Source organism: Dokdonia sp. LLG6352-1 (genome assembly GCF_045055815.1).
Taxonomy (GTDB): domain Bacteria; phylum Bacteroidota; class Bacteroidia; order Flavobacteriales; family Flavobacteriaceae; genus Dokdonia; species Dokdonia donghaensis.
In genome coordinates this window covers 2,270,468-2,290,139 of sequence record NZ_CP159329.1, presented here as the reverse complement: position 1 = coordinate 2,290,139, position 19,672 = coordinate 2,270,468, and the positions used below count along the sequence as shown (strand labels likewise).

At 36.8% G+C, this 19,672-nt stretch carries 19 protein-coding genes; 11 read left to right on the top strand and 8 right to left on the bottom strand.

Features of this window, described 5'->3' with window-relative positions:
* Positions 1–2 precede the first annotated feature (2 nt).
* Positions 3–1,535: a glutamine-hydrolyzing GMP synthase gene (gene guaA / locus ABVM49_RS10265; protein ID WP_405201769.1), complete on the bottom strand. Its 1,533-nt coding sequence runs from the start codon at positions 1,533–1,535 to the stop codon at positions 3–5.
* Positions 1,536–1,877: 342 nt separating this feature from the next.
* Here guaA and ABVM49_RS10260 point away from each other — a divergent pair, with 342 nt between their 5' ends.
* A complete protein-coding gene (locus tag ABVM49_RS10260) occupies positions 1,878–2,447 on the top strand; it encodes a hypothetical protein (RefSeq protein ID WP_405201767.1) in 570 nt (189 codons plus the stop codon).
* Here ABVM49_RS10260 and ABVM49_RS10255 read toward each other — a convergent pair.
* On the bottom strand, positions 2,440–2,874 hold the full coding sequence (locus ABVM49_RS10255; protein WP_021778763.1) for an Lrp/AsnC family transcriptional regulator: 435 nt from the start codon (positions 2,872–2,874) through the stop codon (positions 2,440–2,442). The genes ABVM49_RS10260 and ABVM49_RS10255 overlap by 8 nt on opposite strands.
* Before the next feature lie 109 nt (positions 2,875–2,983).
* Here ABVM49_RS10255 and ABVM49_RS10250 point away from each other — a divergent pair, with 109 nt between their 5' ends.
* The 5 genes from ABVM49_RS10250 to ABVM49_RS10230 all read left to right on the top strand — a co-directional run bounded on the left by ABVM49_RS10250 (position 2,984) and on the right by ABVM49_RS10230 (position 5,587).
* Positions 2,984–3,406 (top strand): hypothetical protein, encoded by a 423-nt coding sequence (locus tag ABVM49_RS10250; RefSeq protein ID WP_405201766.1) that lies wholly within the window; start codon positions 2,984–2,986, stop codon positions 3,404–3,406.
* A gap of 196 nt (positions 3,407–3,602) precedes the next feature.
* Complete coding sequence (locus tag ABVM49_RS10245; RefSeq protein WP_021778761.1) at positions 3,603–3,743, top strand: hypothetical protein; 141 nt, start codon at positions 3,603–3,605, stop codon at positions 3,741–3,743.
* Positions 3,744–4,131: 388 nt separating this feature from the next.
* The gene (locus ABVM49_RS10240; RefSeq protein ID WP_021778760.1) at positions 4,132–4,524 is read left to right on the top strand and encodes a hypothetical protein; all 393 of its coding nucleotides are present in this window, start codon (positions 4,132–4,134) and stop codon (positions 4,522–4,524) included.
* A gap of 81 nt (positions 4,525–4,605) precedes the next feature.
* Positions 4,606–5,298 (top strand): hypothetical protein, encoded by a 693-nt coding sequence (locus ABVM49_RS10235; protein ID WP_405201765.1) that lies wholly within the window; start codon positions 4,606–4,608, stop codon positions 5,296–5,298.
* Between the two features lie 79 nt (positions 5,299–5,377).
* A complete protein-coding gene (locus ABVM49_RS10230; RefSeq protein WP_405201764.1) occupies positions 5,378–5,587 on the top strand; it encodes a hypothetical protein in 210 nt (69 codons plus the stop codon).
* Here the strand turns inward: ABVM49_RS10230 and ABVM49_RS10225 are convergent, their stop codons facing one another.
* From ABVM49_RS10225 to ABVM49_RS10210, 4 genes are all read right to left on the bottom strand, one after another.
* Positions 5,588–6,481 (bottom strand): bifunctional 5,10-methylenetetrahydrofolate dehydrogenase/5,10-methenyltetrahydrofolate cyclohydrolase, encoded by an 894-nt coding sequence (locus ABVM49_RS10225; protein ID WP_021778757.1) that lies wholly within the window; start codon positions 6,479–6,481, stop codon positions 5,588–5,590. It lies immediately after the preceding gene.
* Positions 6,482–6,559: 78 nt separating this feature from the next.
* Positions 6,560–7,888 carry a signal recognition particle protein gene (ffh, locus tag ABVM49_RS10220; protein WP_405201763.1) on the bottom strand — a complete coding sequence of 443 codons (1,329 nt, stop codon included), beginning with the start codon at positions 7,886–7,888 and terminating at the stop codon, positions 6,560–6,562.
* Between the two features lie 161 nt (positions 7,889–8,049).
* On the bottom strand, positions 8,050–9,138 hold the full coding sequence (locus ABVM49_RS10215; protein ID WP_405201761.1) for a hypothetical protein: 1,089 nt from the start codon (positions 9,136–9,138) through the stop codon (positions 8,050–8,052).
* Between the two features lie 186 nt (positions 9,139–9,324).
* On the bottom strand, positions 9,325–9,576 hold the full coding sequence (locus tag ABVM49_RS10210) for a type B 50S ribosomal protein L31 (protein WP_021778754.1): 252 nt from the start codon (positions 9,574–9,576) through the stop codon (positions 9,325–9,327).
* A 181-nt stretch (positions 9,577–9,757) separates the two neighbouring features.
* Here ABVM49_RS10210 and ABVM49_RS10205 point away from each other — a divergent pair, with 181 nt between their 5' ends.
* Together ABVM49_RS10205 and ABVM49_RS10200 are read left to right on the top strand one after the other, a co-directional pair.
* Positions 9,758–10,300 (top strand): DUF4199 domain-containing protein, encoded by a 543-nt coding sequence (locus ABVM49_RS10205; protein ID WP_405201760.1) that lies wholly within the window; start codon positions 9,758–9,760, stop codon positions 10,298–10,300.
* A gap of 9 nt (positions 10,301–10,309) precedes the next feature.
* Positions 10,310–11,251: a glycosyltransferase family 2 protein gene (locus ABVM49_RS10200; protein ID WP_380034231.1), complete on the top strand. Its 942-nt coding sequence runs from the start codon at positions 10,310–10,312 to the stop codon at positions 11,249–11,251.
* Here ABVM49_RS10200 and ABVM49_RS10195 read toward each other — a convergent pair.
* The gene (locus ABVM49_RS10195; protein WP_405201758.1) at positions 11,246–13,894 is read right to left on the bottom strand and encodes a T9SS type B sorting domain-containing protein; all 2,649 of its coding nucleotides are present in this window, start codon (positions 13,892–13,894) and stop codon (positions 11,246–11,248) included. The two genes, ABVM49_RS10200 and ABVM49_RS10195, sit on opposite strands and share 6 nt — an antisense overlap.
* A gap of 94 nt (positions 13,895–13,988) precedes the next feature.
* On the opposite strand from ABVM49_RS10195, the gene ABVM49_RS10190 reads away from it, so the two are divergent.
* A complete protein-coding gene (locus tag ABVM49_RS10190) occupies positions 13,989–15,716 on the top strand; it encodes a phospho-sugar mutase (protein ID WP_405201757.1) in 1,728 nt (575 codons plus the stop codon).
* A 36-nt stretch (positions 15,717–15,752) separates the two neighbouring features.
* Positions 15,753–17,579 carry an ABC transporter ATP-binding protein gene (locus ABVM49_RS10185; RefSeq protein WP_405201755.1) on the top strand — a complete coding sequence of 609 codons (1,827 nt, stop codon included), beginning with the start codon at positions 15,753–15,755 and terminating at the stop codon, positions 17,577–17,579.
* A gap of 1 nt (position 17,580) precedes the next feature.
* Here the strand turns inward: ABVM49_RS10185 and ABVM49_RS10180 are convergent, their stop codons facing one another.
* Entirely contained in the window at positions 17,581–18,285 is a 705-nt protein-coding gene (locus ABVM49_RS10180; RefSeq protein WP_405201753.1) for a hypothetical protein, read from the bottom strand.
* A gap of 241 nt (positions 18,286–18,526) precedes the next feature.
* On the opposite strand from ABVM49_RS10180, the gene ABVM49_RS10175 reads away from it, so the two are divergent.
* Positions 18,527–19,582, top strand: a complete 1,056-nt coding sequence (locus ABVM49_RS10175) for a vWA domain-containing protein (RefSeq protein WP_405201752.1) — start codon at positions 18,527–18,529, stop codon at positions 19,580–19,582.
* Positions 19,583–19,672 lie beyond the last annotated feature (90 nt).

The window sequence follows — 19,672 nt, the reverse complement described above, 5'->3', positions numbered from 1 at the left end:
TTTTATTCCCACTCTATAGTGGCTGGTGGCTTAGAGCTTATGTCATATACTACTCTATTAACGCCTTTTACCTTATTAATTATATCGTTAGACACTTTTTGTAAAAATTCGTAAGGAAGATTTACCCAGTCTGCCGTCATACCATCTGTACTCTCTACAGCTCTTAATGCTACACATTTTTCATAGGTACGCTCATCACCCATTACTCCTACAGAGTTTACTGGGAGAAGCATTGCTCCTGCTTGCCATACCTTATCATATAATCCCCACTCACGAAGACCACTTATAAATATATGATCTACCTCTTGTAGTATGCGTACTTTCTCTGCAGTGATACCACCTAGTATTCTAATAGCTAGACCAGGTCCCGGAAAAGGGTGTCTCCCTAAAAGCTCTGGAGATAATCCCATACTTGCTCCTACTCTACGCACTTCATCTTTAAATAACATTCTAAGAGGTTCTACTACCTCTAGTGTCATATAATCTGGTAAACCTCCTACATTGTGGTGAGATTTTATGGTAGCGCTAGGACCTCCTGTTGCACTTACAGACTCTATCACATCTGGATAGATGGTTCCTTGCCCAAGCCACTTTGCATTTTCTACGAGCTTGCTCTCATCATCAAAAACTTCTACAAAAACACGACCTATAGCCTTACGCTTTGTCTCTGGGTCGCTTTCTCCCTCAAGTGCTTCCAAGAAGCGTGCCGAAGCATCTACTCCTTTTACATTGAGCCCCATACCTTCATACTGTTTAAGTACTTGAGTAAACTCATCTTTACGTAATAGACCGTTATTTACAAAGATGCAATACAGGTTTTTTCCTATTGCTTTATGTAGTAGTGTCGCTGCAACAGTACTATCTACACCTCCTGAGAGACCAAGTATCACGCGATCCTCTCCAAGTTTATCCTTAAGATCTGCCACAGTGGTATCTACAAAGGCATCTGGTGTCCAGGTTTGTGCTACACCAGCGATTTTTACTAAGAAGTTTTCTAATATTTTCTTCCCATCTGTAGAGTGATATACCTCTGGGTGAAACTGTATACCATAGGTATCTTCACCTTCTATTTTATACCCTGCATTTTCTACATCGTGGGTAGAGGCTATGCGCTTTGCTCCTGCTGGTAATTTTTTTATGGTATCACTGTGACTCATCCATACTTGACTACCCGTAGATACTCCTTCTAAAAAAGTTTCGCCCTCTTCTACCTTAGACAGTTTTGCACGACCATACTCACGTGTGTTAGACTGCCCTACTTCTCCATCAAAAAATTGTGCTAAGTATTGCGCTCCGTAACATACGCCCAGTAAGGGTTTTTTCCCTTTTATCTCTGAAAGGTCAGGATGCGGTGCATCTTCACTACGTACAGAGTGTGGAGACCCAGATAAGATTACTGCCTTGTAAGAAGATAAGTCCTTAGGCTGATTATTAAATGGTTTAATCTCGCAGTAGATATTTAACTCACGCACACGTCGTGCTATTAACTGCGTATATTGAGACCCGAAGTCTAAGATGAGAACGTTATTTTGCATAGGCAAAAATAGCATAATTATACAAAGATACCGGCTATATAATTCGACAAAAAATAACGGAGTTTTTAACAGTATTAATCTGTTGTATTTTTTACTCTAGAGAGCTGCAGGATATCATATTTACATAAATTAAGTAGTTACAACTGTGTCGCAATACGTACAAATACTTTTTAAAATAGAAAAAGCTATCCGCTCATCGGGTGTTTATATCTACTTGTCGAAAAGTACCTTACATACGGCATTACAAGAAACTTAGAAGCCAAATAAGCCGTACATTTATAAGGAACCTCGAGGTAATTATCACCGATTGGATCTAATATTACCAACTTTACTAGCCAATTTATGATAAATGACGAAGATGAACGTTTTAACAGTGAACTAGACGAGTGGCGAAAACTACCTGTTTTTAAACAAGCTCTTGTAATACTGCACCTTGTAGAGCATATTATAGAGGGCATACACCTTGACGACCCTCATCCTAGCACTCACTATAAGCTTAGATTGTACGAACGATACACGAGACAAATGATGGAAAATGCACTTCTTATTCCGTCAGAAATCGCTACGGCAGATAGTACTGATCTTTACGATCATAAAATGGAAAATGCGACCATAATACGCAAAGCAGCAAAAGAAATTATTGCAGATAGTAAGGGATTACAAGCCTCTGGTTATAAAGAAGCAGAGTACTTAGAACTACTTTATGATGCAGTCGAAGAGTTTAGACCACTCTTTGCAAAGTGGGTGCAGTCTTTTAGTACAAAAAACTTTATCATAGATCGCTGGGGATTATTTAATCCACCTGGAGTATCTTATGATGATCCTGTAGATACAATGAGTTTTGACAGTAAGTCCTTCTTAAGAGACTTAGAAGACGACTGGGATGATGGAGATGATGATGACCTTATTTAACAATAGGATTATAAGACACTACGTGAGATAATACAATCTGGGTTTTTGACTCACCATAGGTAATCACTCTATCTATAAGCTCTTCTAGATGCTTCTGGTTACGTAGTACAACTTCCATCACTATATTCTCATTACCAGTAATACGATAACAGTTTACTACCTCTTCCCATTTTTTTACATTTTCTATAAATGGCTTAAGCTTACCCATAAATGCTCGTATCGTTATTATAGCCTTAAGTTGATAGCCCATTGCCTCTGGATTAACTATTGCTTTATACCCTTGTAAAATACCTGCATCTTCCATTTTACGTATGCGCTCACCCACTGCTGGGGAGCTCACGCCCACCTTTTTTGCTATAGCAGTATTAGACTGCCTAGCATCCTCTTGCAAACATTGTAAAATGCGATTATTTAAAGAATCAATCATAGTATTTAAAGTTTATAGTTAAAAATACACTTATTATTAAGTAAAACAATTTTTTCACTTAAAAATCTAAATAGAGTTATCAACTCAAGCTTGTATTTTTACCTTACTGATGGTAACTTTTAAAGACATACAACTTGCAAACACTAAGGATGTTTCTAGATGCACGCTGTATGCAGATGCAGTAGCATTTTTTATGCTTTCGCGAAAGCTGTCTAAAAACAATTTATGCGCCAGTAAATGGAGATGCTTGAAGCAAAGAAAGCTAGCTGCACACCTTACAGAAAATATTTCTACCAGCGCATTATCATTACCTATGACCATCGCCGAAGCTTCTATTACAGTAGATTATGGCAAAAAATTGTTTTTTAAAAACACCATAGAAGAACGTGTAGAAAAGATATTATCTCTATGTAATACCCTTGAGGACTTGTATCAACCTAAAGACAAAAGAGCAATGCAATTGTATAGAGCCGCAAATAAACTACAAGCTGGTGTAAAAAAATGGTCGCTACATCTAACATCTCAAAATTAAAGATGGTAATAAGGCTAGCATTTACCTTGCTAGCGTCTTTTTTATTTTTTTATGATTTTGATGTTAAATATCGTTAAGTCAAAACGGGTTGCTCAAAAACCAATGTACTTTTAATTCAAGATAATGAATGACAACTTCCTTTTACATAGAAGAACATTATCAAAAAAAAAACAAGTAACCATTAAAATCAAACATTATGACAAAGAAATTTTTAACACTAGTAGCCGTAGCCATATTTACACTTTCATTCTCTAGCTGTAGAGAAAAAACAACTGGAGAAAAAGTAGGTAATGCTGTTGAAAATGCAGTAGACGATGTTGAGAACGCAGTAGACTAATCATCTATACATATAAACAAAAAGCCTTTCTATAATAAGAAAGGCTTTTTTATGGTTTAAAATTAGAAAAGGTCTTAGCATATTGTGCTAAGACCTTTTGTTATCCAGAGGAGGGTATAGATAATGATGGCTATTTATTAATCTATTATAAACGAAACCTTATACGCTCAAATAGCATTTACAATTATTATACGATACAAACACCTGTTATGGATCTTACATTTAAAAAAAATAAAAATTAAATACACTCATTTTAAATAGGTTACAGCGTTTTACTCTTAAAGTTCTATAAAACTTGTAAGTGCATTGTAAAACCAGCGTCAAAGAGGTTATTAATAACAAAGCTTCCTAATTGAAGGCTAAAAATCAAAAAAAGAAAAAAATTGCTATGAAAAAATTAATCTCAATGTTCGTTTTACTTTTATCTGTAACATTTGCAGCACAAGCGCAAGATAAAATGATGAAAGACGCTCCTACAAAAGTTATTGCCTTAGAGCAAACTAAAGGTGAGTTTACTCAAAAACAAATTGTTGTAAATGAGGGAACTTACACCTTCTCTATTGCAAATAACAACGTAGGTACAGATGTAGGGTTTGTTTTAGTACCAAAAGGTAAAGACATTTCAAATCCAGAAAATCACATTAAAACGGCTTATGTAACTGCCGTTGTACCCAACAATACGACAGGTAGCTCAAACGCAACTACACTTAAAAAAGGTGAGTACGTATACTTCTGCCCACTTAACAAAACAGCTACAGATAACGTTCTTATAGTAGAATAAGGTACACTACAGCTATCAAAGCCCCATACATAAGGTATGGGGCTTTTTTTTTGATTATTTTTGAACCAGAAAACTACCACTATGAAAAAATACATCGCATTACTATCTCTTTTTGCTATAACGATAAGTTGTAATGAAAATTCAAAAACAGCAACAGCTACTCAAGATGAGGCAGAAGCAACATTTACACCCACTACCGAAGCCGAAAAAATTGCTTATGCAAACGGTATAGAAAACTGGGATAAGGTAACACAGCTAGACTTCACCTTTAATGTAGATCGCGGTGGTAATACCGTCGCAAAACGTTCTTGGTCCTGGAAACCAAAACAAAATGAAGTCACAATGACCGCTGGCAGCGATACCTTTACTTACAATCGTGCAAGCGTAGACAGTACCTCAATGGCGGCAGATCAAGGTTTTATAAATGACAAATACTGGCTACTAGCACCTTACCAGATATTATGGGATGAAGGGACAACAGTAACTGTAAATGATAGTGCTATGAGTCCGCTTTCGCGAAAGCGTAGCAATAAACTTACCTTACTTTATGGTGATGAAGGTGGTTATACACCAGGAGATGCTTATGATTTTTACTACGGTGATGATTACCGTATCACAGAGTGGGTTTTTAGAAAAGCAAATGCTAGCGAGCCGTCTATGATTACCACTTTTGAAGGCTATGAAGATATAAATGGCTTACAGATTGCTACAGATCACAAAAGTGAAGATGGTAGTTTTAGGCTCTACTTTACAGATGTAAAAGCTTACAATTAATATGAGTTTTAGTCAAAAAAGCAAAAGCCCAAAGTGGAATCTAATCACCTTGGGCTTTTTTATATTTCTAAGTTCCTTAATGCTATCATACAGCGATTATGGAACGCTACAGAAGTCTTCACAGTCTATTGTATACATACCTGTTATTATAGGCATTGCAAGCATTACTATTTATGCGCTATCTAGGCTGTTTACAAAGCGTTACAACTGGATTGCAACGCTACTGGGCATTGCTACTATGCTTATGATTGCTATCCCCATATTTTTTGGAGCAGCAAAGCATAATTAATTATTTACTTTTAGACATTGCTCTGTGACGCTCTCTTGCTAGTAATGTATTTTTAAGCAACATAGCAATAGTCATAGGTCCTACTCCACCAGGTACTGGGGTAATAAAACTAGCTTTCTTACTTACAGCATCAAAATCTACATCACCTGTGATGTAATACCCTCTCTCTCTAGACTCGTCTGGCACACGTGTGATACCTACATCTATAATTACTGCATCATCTTTTACCATCTCTGCCTTAAGGAAACCAGGGACACCTAATGCGGTAATAATAATATCTGCTTGCGAGGTAATCTGAGTTATATTTTTTGTGTGACTGTGCGTTAATGTCACCGTAGAGTTTCCTGGAAAACCTTTACGCCCCATAAGGATACTCATAGGTCTTCCTACTATATGACTACGACCTATTACAACAGTATGTTTACCCTTAGTCTCTACACCATAACGATCCATAAGTTCTAATATACCAAATGGTGTTGCAGGTATAAACGTACTCATATCTAGTGACATCTTTCCAAAGTTTGTAGGGTGAAAACCATCTACATCCTTATCTGGATTTACTGCTAGTAGTACTTTTTGAGTATTAATTTGTGGTGGTAATGGTAACTGTACGATAAAACCGTCTATATCATCATTATCATTAAGTTCTTCAATCTTGTCTAGCAACTCTATCTCACTAGTGGTATTAGGCATACGCACCATAGTAGACTCAAAGCCTACACGCTCACAAGCGCGTACCTTGCTACCTACATAAGTAAGAGAAGCACCATCATTACCGACAATTACTGCAGCAAGGTGAGGTACCTTCTCGTTATTTGCCTTCATTTTATCAACGTCGGCTTTGATTTCGTTTTTAATGTCGTTTGAGGTTTTTTTACCGTCGAGAATTACCATAAGTGACTACTTATTATTTTGATTAGTTAGGTATATAAAAGAGCAAAGGCATCCTTTAAGGATGCCTTTGTCTATAATTTATTTCATTTGATTCATCATCTGCATCATCTTTCGGCCACCGCCGCCTTGCATCATTTTCATCATTTTGCTCATTTGGTTAAACTGCTTGAGCAACTGGTTTACTTGTTGTACAGAGGTACCAGATCCTTTTCCTATACGTTTTTTACGACTTGCGTTTATAGTAGAAGGGTTTTCACGTTCTCCTGGTGTCATAGAGTGTATGATTGCTTCTATATGTTTAAAAGCGTCGTCATCTATATCTACATCCTTAAGCATTTTTCCGGCACCTGGGATCATCCCCATTAGGTCCTTCATATTACCCATTTTCTTTACTTGCTGGATTTGCTTTAAGAAATCGTCAAAACCAAACTGGTTCTTTGCTATCTTCTTTTGAAGCTTTCTAGCTTCTTCCTCATCAAACTGCTCTTGTGCTCTCTCTACTAGTGAGACAACATCTCCCATACCTAAGATACGGTCTGCCATACGAGAAGGGTAGAAGACATCTATAGCCTCCATCTTTTCTCCTGTACCTATAAACTTAATAGGTTTATCTACTACAGATTTTATAGAGATTGCGGCTCCACCTCGTGTGTCACCATCTAACTTTGTAAGTATAACTCCGTCAAAGTTAAGAATATCATTAAAGGCTTTTGCTGTGTTTACAGCATCTTGACCTGTCATTGAGTCTACTACAAAGAGTGTCTCTTGTGGTTGTATAGCATTGTGTACATCTGCTATTTCTTTCATCATTGCTTCATCTACTGCTAGACGACCTGCGGTATCAATGATTACTACGTTGTGACCGTTTGCTTTCGCGAAAGCGATACCATCTTGAGCAATTTTTACAGGATTCTTCTCATCACGGTCTGAGTATACATCTACCTTAATCTGGTCTCCCACTACGTGTAGCTGGTCTATTGCCGCTGGACGATATACGTCACAGGCTACTAGAAGTGGTTTTTTAGTTTTCTTAGTTTTAAGAAAGTTTGCCAGTTTACCAGAGAAGGTTGTTTTACCAGAACCTTGCAGTCCAGACATAAGGATAATAGACGGAGTTGCAGAAAGGTTTATGCCTGCAGCATCACCTCCCATAAGCTCTGTAAGCTCATCCTTTACTATCTTAACCATTAATTGACCCGGTTGAAGAGTCGTTAATACGTCAGATCCTAGTGCCTTTTGTTTTACACGATTTGTAAATTCTTTGGCAGTTTTAAAGTTAACATCTGCATCTATAAGCGCACGACGTACTTCCTTAAGAGTTTCGGCTACATTTACTTCTGTAATGCTTCCGTGTCCTTTTAAGACGTGGAGGGCTTTATCTAACTTATCACTTAAATTATCAAACATAGTTTTCTGGTAGTATGTAAAGGTTGCAAATTTAAGAATTTGAAGCGGTTTTGCACAGATTAACAGATGTAGATTCTATAAAAAAGAACCAAAAAAATATGGCTACCTATAAAGATAGCCATATCATATATGTCGCTTACTCAGTACTGCTATAGCCTCACCTATTCACAATCTCTTGGAATTAAGTTTATAGTAGCAACTGTATACTCAAGTGTATCTGGGTTTTCAATACGGGCATAAACTACTTGAGTTCCCGCTATAGCACTTATAATATATTGATCTGCAAGTACATTAATTGCTGCATCTGCATCACTTTGAGAAGCATAGTAGGTAATACCCCACTCTACTAGTGGTGATACTTCACCCGTAACCTCATCTACTTCTTGTTGTGGTGCCGCTATAATTATGACACAATCATCATAATCTGATAATGTAAATGAAGCTTCTCCATCTATAATACAACTCTCAAAGTCTAAAGTTTTACAATAGTCTGCCTCATCACATTCTTTATTGAGCACAAAGGAGACACCCTCATCATTTGTAATTGTCATAGTATCGTTGCTCTGGATGACTGTTTTCCAATCAAAATTCCAAGCAGACTGCACATCACCTTCACCTTGAAGGTTAATGTTTATATGAAGTTCACCTTCTATTAAATAGACCGTCCAAGTACCATTATAAGAGACTCCTCTGTAATATAAATCTGTAGTACCATCATCTTTATTATCAAAAACAGCATTTGTATATGTACTAAAAGCTACATCATCTGGTAATGCTACCTCCCATACGCACTCTAGGAATAACCCAGTACACTCATTTATGAGTTCTTCCTCCTCTTCTGCCTTGCAAGCAAGTATAGCCGCTTCTAGCTCTTCTTTATTATTTACTTGAAAAGTAGTCCCGTCTTCTAGCTCACTCGTGATAGGAAAACTGACATTTATAAACTGATTTGCTTCAATATTGCCCAGTATAGTACTAAACTCTCCATCATTAGATACTGTTTGCGATGATATTATCTGCAAGTCTTCATTATACACTATTACAATAAAAGAGTATATAAAGTCGATACACGTAATGTCTACTTCATTGGGATCATCTTTTACTACCTGATCTAAAAGGTCAAAAAGATTTGATTCTTCGGCAATAAGATCTGCTGTTGTAGTTTGACTTAAATCGTCTACATCTTCATTATCGCAACTAGCAAAAACTAGAAGTGCAAAAATTGAGAGTATTATGTGTGATAGTTTCATAGATAAAATTTAATTGATGATTATTGAATGTTTGTTTATATCTATAAGACTACTATCTACCTATAAGTTGCGTTATTTTTACTATTATCTATAGAAAAATATTATTGTGCAGAATATGTTAATTTTTTACACAAAAAAAAGCCTCCTTGAATAAGGAGGCTTTTTTTATAAATTAAAGTATAAGAATTACTTCTTAAACTTAGCATATTTGTTTTTGAACTTATCAATACGTCCAGCTGTATCTACTAGCTTAGCTTTACCAGTGTAGAATGGGTGTGACGTTCTTGAGATTTCAAGTTTGATTAAAGGATACTCAGTTCCTTCTATCTCAATTGTTTCTTTTGTATCTGCAGCAGACTTAGTTAAGAACACCTCATCGTTAGACATATCCTTAAATGCTACTACTCTAAAATTTTCTGGGTGTATTCCTGCTTTCATCTTAATTCAGTGCTTTAATATTCGATTTTTCGAGGTGCAAATTTACATAATTTTTAAAAAAATACAACTATTATTTAAAATAATTCTCACCTATTATACGAAGTTACGATTTTTATAGGCTCGATGTAACGATATCGTATATTTGTGTACTAACTAGCCATAACCAAACCATCATACTATTATGAAAATTGAAACTACAAACACGACTACTATCAAAGATGTAATGATTAAATTCGGTGTCGTACTTGGTGTAATATCTATACTCTTCAATGTTGTACTTTATGTCACAGATAATTTTCTTGCACCACACTGGTCACTAGGTGTTTTAAACTTTGTTATTACAATCATTATAATTGTAATGGCTCTAAAAGCTTTTAAAGAAGGTAATGGTGGCTTTATGAAGCTTGGCCAAGCGATAAAAATTGGACTTGGCGTATCACTTATAGCAGCACTACTAGGAGGTATATGGCTTCTTATACTCACCCAAGTGCTAGAGCCTAATTATTCTGAACTTGCACTAGATGCGGCTCGTGATCAAATAATCGAGATGTATCCAGATATGAGTGATGCACAATTAGACCAATCTATTTCTTTTCAAGAGCCTTTCACAAAGATTAGCTTTATGTTACCAGTAGCTATAATGATGTCTCTGTTTTTTGGTTTTATCATATCGCTTATAGCTGGATTAATATTAAAGAAAGAGAACCCGCACGCAGACGCTTAGAAAATACATATGCAAATATCTGTTGTTATCCCTCTACTTAACGAGGAAGAATCACTAAATGAATTACACCATTGGATTTCAGAAACCCTGGATTCCAATGGTTTTTCTTATGAAATCATATTTGTAGATGATGGCAGCACAGATGGTTCTTGGGAGGTGATAAGTACGCTTTCGCGAAAGCGTAACAACATAAAAGCGATACGTTTTAATCGCAATTTTGGGAAATCGCAAGCGCTACACGCTGGTTTTAAAGCTGCCGAAGGTGATGTAATTATCACAATGGATGCAGACCTTCAAGATAACCCCGAAGAGATCCCTGAGCTCTATAAAATGATTACAGAACAAAATTATGATCTTGTCTCTGGGTGGAAAAAGAAACGCTACGACTCTGTAATTGCAAAAAACTTACCTTCAAAACTCTTTAATGCCGCCGCTCGCAAAACAAGTGGTCTTAAACTACACGACTTTAACTGCGGTCTTAAGGCTTATAAAAATGAAGTTATAAAAACGGTGGATGTTTATGGCGAGATGCACAGATACATCCCTGTACTGGCAAAAAATGCTGGTTTTTCAAACATAGGTGAGAAGGTTGTACAGCATCAAGCTCGCAAGTATGGGGAGACTAAGTTTGGGATGGAACGTTTTTTAAACGGTTTTCTTGACCTATTGACTATTTGGTTTTTAGGTAGTTTTGGTAAGCGACCTATGCACCTTTTTGGAGCGCTGGGCGTGGTGATGTTTATAGTAGGTTTTGGCTTTGCAGCCTATCTAGGTATTGATAAGCTATTCTTAAATAAAGCCGGGAGACTCATTACACAAAGACCACAGTTTTATATCTCTCTTGTATCTATGCTTATAGGTATCCAACTATTTATAGCTGGTTTTATAGGAGAACTCATCTTACGTACTAAGAGAGAAAAGCAGCGATACCACATTAAGGAAACATTATAAATCACCTCTTGTTATTAAAGTAAAAAAACCATACGTAGTTCTTTCTTCATAGGTGATTTTATACCAGTAGGTATTGGTTTCTAGCTTTTTACCATTGTGGGTACCATCCCACCCTGGGGAGTTACTTGTGAGTGAGGTCATTTGTTTTCCAAATCTATCAAATACCTCTACGGTCAATCCTGGATAATTTTGAGCATTTATAACGTGCCAAGTGTCATTGTAGCCGTCGCTGTTAGGCGTGAAGAACTTAGGTGCACCCCTTACTTCTACCTCTCTTGTAATATAATTACAACCCACCTCATCTCTCACAGCAATTTGATAGATACCGGGAGGCAAATCTGTAAACACATTAGACGTACTAAAAGTACTACCTCCATCTATACTGTAATAAATAGTCCCTTCTGCAAGGTACGCATCTACAGTAATCGTGTTACTCTGTAAAAAATCCTCTACTTCTACCTCTACTTGTAGTTCTAGCCCTGCTACAACTTCATAATATAGTGAACCACTACAACCTGCAAATAAGGTGACATCTAGTGTATAAACTCCAGCTTCTGTTATAAATAAATCTTTTGTGGTCTCTCCTGTACTCCACTCATACTCCATAAACCCTTCTGGACCTTCTAATACAGTACCCTCTTCTGTAAAACAAACCACTAGTTCTTGGTTTTCTAGGTCTAGGGGGTCACTAAGTGTTATCATAATTTTACCTATACCTATACACTCATCTGGCTCACCTAATCTATAATACAAAATGTTAGGATCATTAAAACTAAACAACACAGAACCCACAATTTCATTAGTTTGTAATCCTGCAAATTCTAGAGATTCAAATAGCCTTACTAGAGTATTGGGATATATATCTTGTAAAGCATCGAGAATGTTTTCTACTTGTACGACCGATGAGTTTTCTCCCTCTACAGATGGACATATAAGCAGCTCTATATCCTCTAGAGGCTCACCTAAAACTACATTTAAGGTTACTTCTGTAGTTCGCGCACAGTCTAATGATGGGGCAATGCTAGCGTAAATTACTTGACCATTAGAGAGGTTAACATAATTTGTTGGGTTTGTAATTGGATTTTGAGCAAGTATTGCATCTGTTTCGCTTTCGTAAAAAGTCAAGTTAACACCACCAGTAACGTTAGTATTTTGTATAAATAATACATCAAGAGCATCAAATAAATTAAATTGAGAAATTCCATCAATGTTACCATCTACGTCACATTGAAATAGTTCACCAGGCATAAGATCTGGCGCTACAATACTCTTTACTATAACCCTATAAACTTCAACCTCTCCAGATGCAAAAGTAACTTGAGCCGTGACTGTATATGTACCTACATCAGAAAAAACGTGAGAAGGGGCCAGCTCAGTACTTTGGTTTGCAATGCCAGATGCTGGGTCACCAAAATTCCATTGTACGCCTGTAATAATTTGAGGTGTATTAATACTAAATAGTGTACTATCTCCTCCACATAGGTTTTCATATTCAATAATATTTCTAAAATACTCCTCATTGCTAGGAGGCAAACCTAATGAAGAGGTATTAAGACCTAGCCCCACTGCTCTGTATTGGAAATTACAATCATCACCCACTCTATTTGGTAATGATATAGCAGAGAGTCGTATTCCACTAAAACTATGATACAATTTACCATCTATAGCTAGTTGCAGCAACCCTGCAAGGTTAACAAATGGACTTGATAGATAATCTGCTAGTTGTATACGTGATGCAGGTATATCTGCAGCTTGAAGATTATATTGAAATATACGAGAATTACCGGTCTCTTGGCCTCCATTTATTGGAACTTTACCTGAGGTATACAATACTTGAGAGTTAGGAGAAAAAGACGCTCCGTAGTACACCACGTCATTTCCTAGTAATTGTTCGTTACTTAGAACACCAGTATTTATATTAAAATCATATAATAATAACTCTCCAGAGAGCACTGGCTCAAAATATGAATGACATATAGCAACCTTAGATCCGTCTGGAGAAAATTTTATAGCTCCTCTTATGTTTCTAAAATCTGAAATATCTGGTCCTATAGTTGTAATAACTGGTGTCCCCACTCCTGCTGCTGTAACAGGGTATGCATAAAAGCTATTTTGAAAGTGAGTAAGCAACCAGTAGCCATTGGGACTTTTAACCGCAGTAAGTTTTTCAGAGCCTTGATTTAAGATATTGACATTTTTTTCTATAACAGCTCCATTTCCTCCTCCAGCATTCATATCAACAATTGAGTAATTAATACCATTACCCACGCCATTAACAAAATAGTTTTGAGCAGCGTCTGCTGTAAATATGTAATATCGGGTGAAACTTCCAGGTGCAGGTAGAATTAATGTTCCGTTTGTAGAAGAAAACTCTCCTAGCAATTCCTCTCCATTTTCCATTATCTGGTTGTCTGCTCTATACACTGTGCGACCATCACTATAAAAGAGTAGTGCCCCTAGTGAAGTACTAATAGCACAGCTACTTTCAATGGTATTTATAACACTACCATTAAAAGACATTGCACAACCTTCAGAAAAGTCTAACCCTGCTCCATTACCAAAATACCATTTAGATGCCTCTAGTTGACTAAACGCAACAGTGGTAAATAACAGAAAAACTAATGTCAGACTTTTAAGTGGCATCTTTCAAATATCAAATCTATTTATGAGAAATTGGTATTTCCCGATAAAAATTAACACAAAACCGTACTTTTGTTACTCTAACAAATAGAATATTATGGTATACCACGATCCTGCAATTTTAGAAAAGGCAAATGCCTGGCTTACTGACACTTTTGATGCACAGACACAGCAAAGCATTAAAGATAGCATAGCTCATAACCCAGAGGAGCTAGCAGATAGTTTTTATAAAAATCTAGAATTTGGTACAGGAGGTATGCGCGGTGTTATGGGCGCAGGAACCAATAGAATTAATAAGTATACCCTAGGTAAAAATACTCAGGGACTCTCAGATTACCTATATACTCAGTTTACAGATGAGCGAATAAGTGTCGCCATAGCTTATGACTGTCGTCACAATAGTAAAGAACTAGCACAAGTTGTAGCAGATGTATTTTCGGCAAATGGCATTAAGGTTTTCTTATTTTCAGACCTAAGACCCACACCAGAGCTTAGCTTTGCTGTGAGACACTTAAACTGTCACTGTGGCATTGTACTCACTGCGAGTCATAACCCACCAGAGTATAACGGTTATAAAGTATACTGGCAAGATGGAGGACAACTAGTGCCACCACAAGATGCTGCAATAATTAAAACCATAGATGCATTAGACTTTAGTGATATAAAGTTTAAGGGTAATGATGATCTCATAGAACGTATTGACACCGCAGTAGATAAAGCTTTTATAGACGCAAGTGTTGCAAAGGTATCTTTTGGTCTTGACAATAAAACCAAAGAAGATTTAGGTATCGTATTTACTTCTTTACACGGGACTTCTATAACATTAGTACCAGACACGTTAAAGCAGGCTGGTTTTACAAACCTATCTATTGTAAAGGAACAAGAAGTACCAGATGGTAACTTCCCTACCGTGGTATCTCCTAACCCAGAAGAGACTGCTGCTCTTAAAATGGCTTTAGAGCTAGGAGAAAAAGAAGGAGCAGATATAGTGATAGGTACAGATCCAGATTGTGATCGCCTAGGTATAGCCGTGAGAGGTGATAATGGTAAACTCACTATACTCAACGGTAACCAGACTATGGTCTTAATGACAGATTATCTTTTAGAACGCTTTCGCGAAAGCGCAAACCAGCACCCACAACCATTTGTAGGAAGTACAATAGTATCTACACCTATGATGGACGTACTTGCTGCCTCTTACGATGTAGAGTGTAAAACTGGACTTACTGGCTTTAAGTGGATAGCAAAAATGATTGAAGACTACCCACAGCAACACTTTATAGGTGGTGGTGAAGAAAGCTTTGGTTTTATGGTAGGTGATTTTGTGAGAGATAAAGACGCCGTAACTGCTACCCTACTCGCTTGTACCATTGCAGCAGAAGCAAAGAAAAATGGACAAACACTGTTTGAAAAACTTAAAACGCTTTACCTAAAGCACGGCTTTTATCAAGAAACGCTTATCTCACTTGTAAAAAAAGGACAATCTGGCGCAGCCGAAATAAAACAAATGCTCAAAGACCTACGTGAGAACCCTATGCAAGAAATAAATGGCAGTAAGGTAACTCGCGTAGAAGACTATCAAGCGTCTACATCACTTGATCTAACCACTGGAAAGACTACTACCATTGACATACCTAAGTCTAACGTGCTTATTTATTACACTCAAGATGGTAGTAAAGTAGCTGCTAGACCAAGTGGTACAGAACCCAAAATCAAATTTTATATAAGCGTTCATACACCGCTTACTACACTAGGAGAGTATGACAGTGTTTCTGCTATACTAGAAAAACGCATTGCTGGTATAAAAACTGCATTAGGGGTTTAAACTTTTTTAGCTTTCGCGAAAGCGCACACATACTTTATGGAATATTTTAAGAAGATTATTTCTTACGCAATGCCTTACAAGGGATATGGGATTCTCAATATCATTTGTAATATCTTTTATGCATTATTTAGCACCTTAGGATTTGTAGCACTTATACCTATGCTACAGGTCCTTTTTGATAAAACAAAAACAGTTACCGAAAAGCCAGAGTGGAACGGCCTTCTCAAAGCAAAAGACTTTATGGAAGACTCTCTGGGATATTATGTCACAGAAATTGCAAAAGATGATAAAGTCCAAGCCCTCACGCTAATGATAGGATTTGTGATTGCGGTGTTTTTACTCAAAAACCTTTTCGGTTATCTAGCGATGTACTTCATTACCTTTTTAAGAAATGGCGTCTTGATGGATATTAGAAATGCAATGTATGAGAAAATTGTCTCACTACCTGTGGCATACTTTACAGAAAAACGCAAGGGTGACACCATTGCTCGTGTCACATCAGACGTGCAGGAGGTACAGCATTCATTTTTAAGCATACTAGAGCTCATTGTAAGAGAGCCTCTTACCATCATATTTGCGCTGGGAACTATGTTCTTACTCAGCCCGCAGCTGGCAGTATTTGTGCTTACGTTTATACCTATTATGGGATTTGTAATATCACTCATAGGCAAGCGTCTTAAAAAGAAGTCTGACCGTGTGCAACGTGAGCAAGGAGAGATTTTATCAAAGCTAGAAGAAACTCTTGGCGGACTCAAAATCATAAAAAGTTTTAACGCCGAAGATCGTTTTCAAGATAGTTTTAACACGAGCACAAAACGTTTTAATGATTATGCAAACAGTTTAATGCAACGCCAAGCCCTTGCCTCGCCTACAAGTGAGTTTTTAGGAATTGTGGTGATAGGTGTTTTACTATGGTTTGGTGGTAATATGGTGCTTACAGAAGAAACTCTAGATGGCCCTACATTTATTGCATTTATGGGACTCGCTTATGGGATATTAACGCCAGCTAAAGCATTTTCTAAAGCTAGTTACAGTGTAAAACGTGGTAATGCCTCTGCGCAACGTATTCTAGAAATTCTTGAAACAGAAAATACGATTACAAATAAAGATATCACAACACCAGTAGAAGGCTTTGCAAAGGCTATTGCAATTAATAATATTTCATTTAAGTATGAAGAGCAACTAGTCCTTAAGAATTTCACACTTAACGTCCCAAAAGGTAAAACAGTTGCACTAGTAGGCCAGTCTGGTTCTGGTAAGAGTACCATTGCAAACCTACTTACCCGTTTTTATGATGTCGTTTCTGGTGATATCACAGTAGATGGGGTAGACATACGCGATATGTCTCTTAAAGACTTAAGAAAAAATATAGGTATTGTAACGCAAGATGCCATTCTATTTAACGATTCTCTACGCAATAATATGATTGTAGGTAAAGCAACTGCAACAGATGAGGAAATTATAGAATCACTTAAAATTGCAAATGCTTGGGAGTTTGTAAAAGAGCTTCCAGAAGGTCTTGATACTAATATAGGTGATAGTGGTAACAAGCTAAGTGGAGGACAGAAGCAGCGACTGTCTATCGCGAGAGCAGTGCTTAAAAACCCGCCTATTATGATACTTGATGAAGCTACCTCTGCTCTTGATACAGAGAGTGAGCGTCTCGTGCAAAAGGCGCTAGAAAATATGATGAAGAATCGCACCTCTATTGTGATTGCTCACAGACTCTCAACTATTCAAAATGCAGATGAGATTGTGGTTATGCAAAAAGGTGAAATTGTAGAACAAGGAAAACATCAAGAATTAATAGATCAGAAAGGAATGTACCACAAACTGGTATCTATGCAATCTTTTGAGGAGTAGACTACTCTTCTTTTACTATAATAACGGTTGCGGTAAATCCAGAAGCAAGAAACCAAGAGTTTGACGAGATGACCTGTCGCTCATCATCATACATTACAAACTGTGCAGTATTTGCTCCTACAGAACCTTGATTTAAAGCTTTTACTTCTATTTTATTAAACCCTTTTACAAGATCAAGATAAAAACCTTGAAACTCTCCTTCTAAAAAGATACGAGGGTGAATTACTGTACCATTAACGCTTACACTCACAAGGTCACCATCTACAGTACCGTGATCACGATATGTAAAGTTTACAAACTTAGAACCACTTTTAAAATCTCCTAGATATTGATCTCTATAATACTCTGGCCTTAACTTTTCTTTATCTTTTGCATTTGAGTTATTCATTTTATTCTCAAGTGCACTAAAGTCTTTTTTTGCAAAATCGTCTCCTTTTATAAGATTGATTTCACGTTTTTCTTTTGCAGCAAAAGGGTCGCTTAATTTTATCTTACTCTTAAAAACAAGAGATCCAGACTGTATCGTGTTATCCTTTTTTGGAGCTGTAGGTGAGATAAAAACCTCTGTAGGCACCTCATTGGGTTGTTCTCCTTTTATTTCTATAGAGGCTCTGGGCGCATCTATCTGTGCTGTGGCAGTGGTTGTAACGCATACAAGTAGCAATGCTACAATGAGAGATAACGTTATGGGAGAAAAGGTTTTCAAGGGATGTAATACGTTTTTACAATATGACTTTATGTAATTAGGGTATTACACAAAGTGTGCCATTAGTTACTATTAGTACGCTTTCGCGAAAGCGTAATCACTTTTACCAACATTCAAATATAAAATATTTACAACTCATTAGCCCTTAATTGAGTAGTGAAAAAGATGCATACATTACAGAAAGGAAGAAATAAATAGAAAAGTAAGACGTTCTCTAAGCATCAATCCCAAATGAATAATTATGAAATTATACATCGCAATTTTTGCCCTTTTAAGTATTTCAATTTTAACCTCTTGTAGCTCAAGAGACGATGACGGAGGTGGTGATGATAGCATAGCCTGTCTTAATTTAGGCTCTCAAGAATTAGATATTACAATTCAAGAATCTTACACAACCTTACCCTCTAAGGTTTCTGTGTTTTTTAAAGTAAATGGCTCAGATGGAAGCCCTGTGGCCGGATTAACTCCTTCTAACTTTACCATATTTGAACAAGGTCGTAATGATGATTGTTATAATGAGATTTCTAGCTCAGAAGCATCTGCCGCGATATCACCCAGTGCTCAAATATTTTCAAACAACACACTCCTTGTACTGGATTTAAGTAACAGCGTGTTGAGTTCAAGTCTACAAGAATTAAAGCAGGCCTCTACCAGTTTTATTACTAATGTGATGCCAGCCGTACCTACAGAATCTTTTAAAATGGCTATTTATTGGTTTGATGGAGAAGATGTACTACACGAGTTACAACCACTCACTACGAGCGCTACTCAACTTCAAGAGGCTATAGATGGCATTACAGATGATATAAGTAATGACCCCTCTACAGACTTGTATGGAGCTGTAATAAAAGCAGCTACAAATGCCGAAAATATAGTAGATACCTTAGAAAATGAAGATTTATTTGCAGCTGCATCTGTCGTAATATTTACAGATGGAACAGATCAAGCTGCTAGATATAGTGAGCAAGAAGCACTAGATGCCGTAAGTAACGCCGGAGAAGATATAAGTTTTTTTACCATAGGTTTAGGCTCAGAAATAGATGAGGAGGTTCTCACAGCTATAGGTAAAACGGGTAGCGCTTTTGCAGAAAACAGTAACGAACTGGAAGCTGTTTTTAATGACATATCAAACGGAGTCGCTGGGCAGGCAAATAGTTTTTATCTTTTTGAATATTGTAGCCCAAAACGCGATGGTAGTGGTGAGAATGATCTTATTATACAAGTCATAACTGGTGACAGAGATGGTGTTGTTCAAACATCTTTTGATGCAACAGGGTTCACTAGTGGTTGTGAATAATGTAATATTTCACTCATTTATAGCACTTTATCGGGTTTTTTAATCTTGTTATCTATTGACACATTCATCATAAATTTTTAAATTTGAGAT

Bases quoted from the DNA above. Each gene is read 5' to 3' on its own strand.
- ABVM49_RS10235 (WP_405201765.1), top strand. From the start codon at position 4,606: ATGAAAAAATACATCGCATTACTATCTCTTTTTGCTATAACGATAAGT.
- ABVM49_RS10240 (WP_021778760.1), top strand. From the start codon at position 4,132: ATGAAAAAATTAATCTCAATGTTCGTTTTACTTTTATCTGTAACATTT.
- ABVM49_RS10185 (WP_405201755.1), top strand. From the start codon at position 15,753: ATGGAATATTTTAAGAAGATTATTTCTTACGCAATGCCTTACAAGGGA.
- ABVM49_RS10245 (WP_021778761.1), top strand. From the start codon at position 3,603: ATGACAAAGAAATTTTTAACACTAGTAGCCGTAGCCATATTTACACTT.
- ABVM49_RS10175 (WP_405201752.1), top strand. From the start codon at position 18,527: ATGAAATTATACATCGCAATTTTTGCCCTTTTAAGTATTTCAATTTTA.
- ABVM49_RS10190 (WP_405201757.1), top strand. From the start codon at position 13,989: ATGGTATACCACGATCCTGCAATTTTAGAAAAGGCAAATGCCTGGCTT.
- ABVM49_RS10205 (WP_405201760.1), top strand. From the start codon at position 9,758: ATGAAAATTGAAACTACAAACACGACTACTATCAAAGATGTAATGATT.
- ABVM49_RS10230 (WP_405201764.1), top strand. From the start codon at position 5,378: ATGCTATCATACAGCGATTATGGAACGCTACAGAAGTCTTCACAGTCT.
- ABVM49_RS10195 (WP_405201758.1), bottom strand. From the start codon at position 13,894: ATGCCACTTAAAAGTCTGACATTAGTTTTTCTGTTATTTACCACTGTT.
- ABVM49_RS10200 (WP_380034231.1), top strand. From the start codon at position 10,310: ATGCAAATATCTGTTGTTATCCCTCTACTTAACGAGGAAGAATCACTA.
- ABVM49_RS10250 (WP_405201766.1), top strand. From the start codon at position 2,984: ATGGTAACTTTTAAAGACATACAACTTGCAAACACTAAGGATGTTTCT.
- ABVM49_RS10260 (WP_405201767.1), top strand. From the start codon at position 1,878: ATGATAAATGACGAAGATGAACGTTTTAACAGTGAACTAGACGAGTGG.
- ABVM49_RS10255 (WP_021778763.1), bottom strand. From the start codon at position 2,874: ATGATTGATTCTTTAAATAATCGCATTTTACAATGTTTGCAAGAGGAT.
- ffh (WP_405201763.1), bottom strand. From the start codon at position 7,888: ATGTTTGATAATTTAAGTGATAAGTTAGATAAAGCCCTCCACGTCTTA.
- ABVM49_RS10210 (WP_021778754.1), bottom strand. From the start codon at position 9,576: ATGAAAGCAGGAATACACCCAGAAAATTTTAGAGTAGTAGCATTTAAG.
- ABVM49_RS10215 (WP_405201761.1), bottom strand. From the start codon at position 9,138: ATGAAACTATCACACATAATACTCTCAATTTTTGCACTTCTAGTTTTT.
- guaA (WP_405201769.1), bottom strand. From the start codon at position 1,535: ATGCAAAATAACGTTCTCATCTTAGACTTCGGGTCTCAATATACGCAG.
- ABVM49_RS10225 (WP_021778757.1), bottom strand. From the start codon at position 6,481: ATGGTAATTCTCGACGGTAAAAAAACCTCAAACGACATTAAAAACGAA.